Here is a 3,267-nt window from a genome sequence, read left to right as displayed (position 1 = left end):
TTGTTTTTGACAACCTAAAATTACCTAAAGTTGATGGTATTGCCTGTCCAGAATTAGTCGATTATAATGTCCATATATAATTCGTAATATTTCGACATTTATCATTCTGGAGAAAGGAAAAGACGTCTCCAAAATGTACAACTGCGCCAACAGTTATACAGGAGACGTCCCAACAAAAAAGTATATGATTATTGTATCAGATTATAGACTGATTGAAAATATTCTTACTGGAGTTTTTAGTTAGAGGTGCAGAGAGGATTCCTTCACCTTGTTGTGGGAAAGACATGTTGGTTATAGGAACGAAGAATCGAAAAGCCATCGATCATTTAGGTCAAGGTAAGATGTATAACATCCGAAGATTAAGGTGCACGAATTGCTGTACCATTCACCATGAATTACCGGATTTTTTGGTCCCTTATAAACGCTATGAACTTGAATGCATTGAAAGCGTTCTTACGAACCCATCTAACCACATTGTTCCAGCCGATAATTCCACCCTCTCGAGGTGGCATGGATGGTTTCATAAATTTGTGGATTATTGGGTTGGCTGTTTAACTTCCATCGTGATCAGAACCAATCAGGGAAACATCCCCCTGGATTTCACGTCCGCAGGTTCAGGGACTGCACTTCAAAGGATAGGACGCTTGGCAGGAGATGCCAATGGATGGCTGGCAAGGATTGTCCGGCCTATCGTAAATATTAATTTATGGGCACATACCCGTTCTGCATTCATTGTCCAATAACTCCTGATTTACACTCATGATAGACACAGAAAGGAGAGTGTATCATGAGGGATCATAAGAAATCAGAAGAATTGGCCGTGCAGCGTTTTCAGTTGATATCCCCTTTATTGGCAGAGGGACTTGATGCTGGGAAATTCAAGGAATTAAAAGAGCAGATAGCGAAGACCAACGGTCTTTCAGAAAGAACCATCAGACGATATCTGGCGCAATTTCGTGAAGAGGGGTTTGGAGGATTGAAGCCACAAGGGAGAAAAACTTCTAGAAAGTCGGAAGCTATTCCTCCTCCTATTTTAGAACAGGCGATTCTTCTTCGCAAAGAAGTACCTAGCCGAAGTGTGGCACAAATTATTCAAATTCTTGAGTGGGAAGGATTGGTTGAACCAGGGCAAATCAAAAGATCCACGCTTCAGGAAAAGCTGACAGAGAAAGGTTACAGCTCACGACACATGCGCCTCTATTCCCAAACAGGATCAGCTGCCCGAAGATTCCAAAAACGGCACCGAAACCAACTTTGGCAATCAGATATCAAATACGGCCCTTACTTGCCCATTGGTCCAAATGGGGTCAAGAAGCAAGTATATCTAGTTGCCTTTATCGACGACGCTACTAGGTTTGTGGTTCATGCTGCCTTCTATCCCACACTAGATTCAAGAATCATTGAGGATGCCTTTCGGCAGGCCATCCAAAAATATGGTGTTCCGGAAGCTGTTTATTTTGATAATGGAAAACAATATCGAACTAAATGGATGGCACGCACTTGTTCAAAAATAGGCACTCGCCTTACTTACACGAGACCGTACGCCGCAGAATCAAAGGGAAAAATTGAAAGGTTCAATCGAGTTATAGATTCTTTTATCAGTGAGGCTGTCATCGAAAAACCCAATACCCTAGATCGTCTGAATGAGCTTTTTCAAGTGTGGCTGATAGAATGTTATCAGAATAAACGTCATTCTGCGCTTGAGGAGAAAATGAGCCCGGAAACCTCCTTTCGTTCAGATAAAAAATCGATTCGTTTCATCGATCCAGATACGTTGAGCCATGCCTTTCTTCACTGTGAAACAAGAAAAGTTGATAAATCAGGATGTATCAGTTTCATGGATCAAAAATATGAGGTTGGTTTGACATTCATTGGACGAAAGGTGGATGTTGTCTATGACCCTGCGAATATCGAAGAGCTCACCATTGAGTTCGAAGGTTATACTCCTTGGAAAGCGAAAAAGCTTGTTATTGGGGAAAGGGCTGGGAAGCGCCCGGAATTACCTGAGCACCTGCAGGTGCAGAATGTTGACTCTTCAAGATTATTAAAGGCGGCTGAAAGAAAGAACCAAGAGCGTCAAATCGAACAGAAACCTGCCGTAACCTTCCGTTCCGTTTGGAAGGAGGATGATACTCGTGTTTGAAGCATTCTATGAAATGGAAAATACCCCTTTCACCCGAGATTTACCAACGAATCAGCTTTACGATTCCTCCATGATGCAAGAAATTCTTGGAAGACTGAAATATACAGCTGAAAGACAGCTTTTTGCCGTCCTGAGTGGGGACAGTGGTACAGGAAAGACGACAACCATTCGTAAGTTTGTGGATAGATTGGACAAAGGAAAATTTCACGTCCTTTATCTGTCCGACTCTAAGTTAACTCCTCGCCATTTTTACAAAGGTCTATTAGAACAATTAGGCTCTGAAGCGAAGTTTTATCGAGGAGATGCAAAACGGCAACTTCATCGAGAAATTGAACTAATGAAAGGAATACGAGGACTCCAGCCTGTAGTGATAGTAGATGAAGCCCATCTTCTCGATCGGGAAATGCTCGAAGAGGTTCGATTTCTACTGAATTTCAAAATGGATTCGCAAAGTCCGATGGCCCTTATTTTGGTCGGTCAGAGTGAATTGCGGGATCGACTGCGACTCCAATCATACGCAGCGATACGTCAAAGAATAGATATCCAATTTCAGTTAGGGCATCTCGACCGTGCTCAAGTTGGGGAATATGTTTCAAGGCATCTTCATTATGCCAAAGTAGACCAACCCATCTTTTCTGATGGAGCTCTTGACGAAATTCATCGGTTCTCTGGTGGTGCCGCAAGGCTCATTAATAAACTTTGTACACATAGCCTTCTATATGGTTCACAAAACGGCAGAAGGATCATTGATGATCATATGATTAAGCAAGTCATTCAGGGAGAACTTTCATGAAAAGCCGCTGGAAAGATATGAAGTACAAGGAAGAATTGGATTGTTGGGGAGAAAATTTAGGCTATAAGATGCGATGTGGAGAATGGTTTGATCTTCATCTAGGATATGGTCGAATTCTTCCCTGTCGCTTGGAACTCGGCAGAGACTGGTATATCCTGACAGGTCGAAATGAAGTAAGGTTTTACCTTAAGAAAAATGAAACGTATCAAGTAGATTTGTAAAAATGAAAGGGAAGCTGAAAATGCTTCCCTTTCATTTTGGACAGTCAATCAGTCAATTTCGGGACAATTAGCACCGACAAGTTTGAGCCATTATAAGACATCACTAACAC

At 42.0% G+C, this 3,267-nt stretch carries 4 protein-coding genes; all 4 read left to right on the top strand.

Annotated elements, in window-relative coordinates; translation table 11 throughout:
• The first annotated feature begins 212 nt into the window (after positions 1–212).
• The 4 genes from BALCAV_RS22985 to BALCAV_RS20610 are packed head-to-tail and all read left to right on the top strand — an operon-like array spanning position 213 to position 3,157.
• Positions 213–743 carry a DUF6431 domain-containing protein gene (locus tag BALCAV_RS22985; RefSeq protein WP_268746845.1) on the top strand — a complete coding sequence of 177 codons (531 nt, stop codon included), beginning with the start codon at positions 213–215 and terminating at the stop codon, positions 741–743.
• 44 nt (positions 744–787) lie between these two features.
• On the top strand, positions 788–2,143 hold the full coding sequence (locus BALCAV_RS20620; protein ID WP_003321013.1) for a DDE-type integrase/transposase/recombinase: 1,356 nt from the start codon (positions 788–790) through the stop codon (positions 2,141–2,143).
• Complete coding sequence (locus BALCAV_RS20615; protein WP_003321012.1) at positions 2,136–2,936, top strand: ExeA family protein; 801 nt, start codon at positions 2,136–2,138, stop codon at positions 2,934–2,936. Before BALCAV_RS20620 ends, BALCAV_RS20615 begins: the two co-directional genes overlap by 8 nt.
• A complete protein-coding gene (locus BALCAV_RS20610; protein WP_003321011.1) occupies positions 2,933–3,157 on the top strand; it encodes a DUF5348 domain-containing protein in 225 nt (74 codons plus the stop codon). Before BALCAV_RS20615 ends, BALCAV_RS20610 begins: the two co-directional genes overlap by 4 nt.
• The last annotated feature ends 110 nt before the right edge of the window (positions 3,158–3,267 follow it).

It is taken from the genome of Alkalihalobacillus alcalophilus ATCC 27647 = CGMCC 1.3604, from assembly GCF_000292245.2.
GTDB classification, from domain to species: domain Bacteria; phylum Bacillota; class Bacilli; order Bacillales; family Bacillaceae_D; genus Alkalihalobacillus; species Alkalihalobacillus alcalophilus.
Note: the sequence above shows the minus strand (reverse complement) of the source record. Positions and strands in the feature narration are given on the sequence as shown.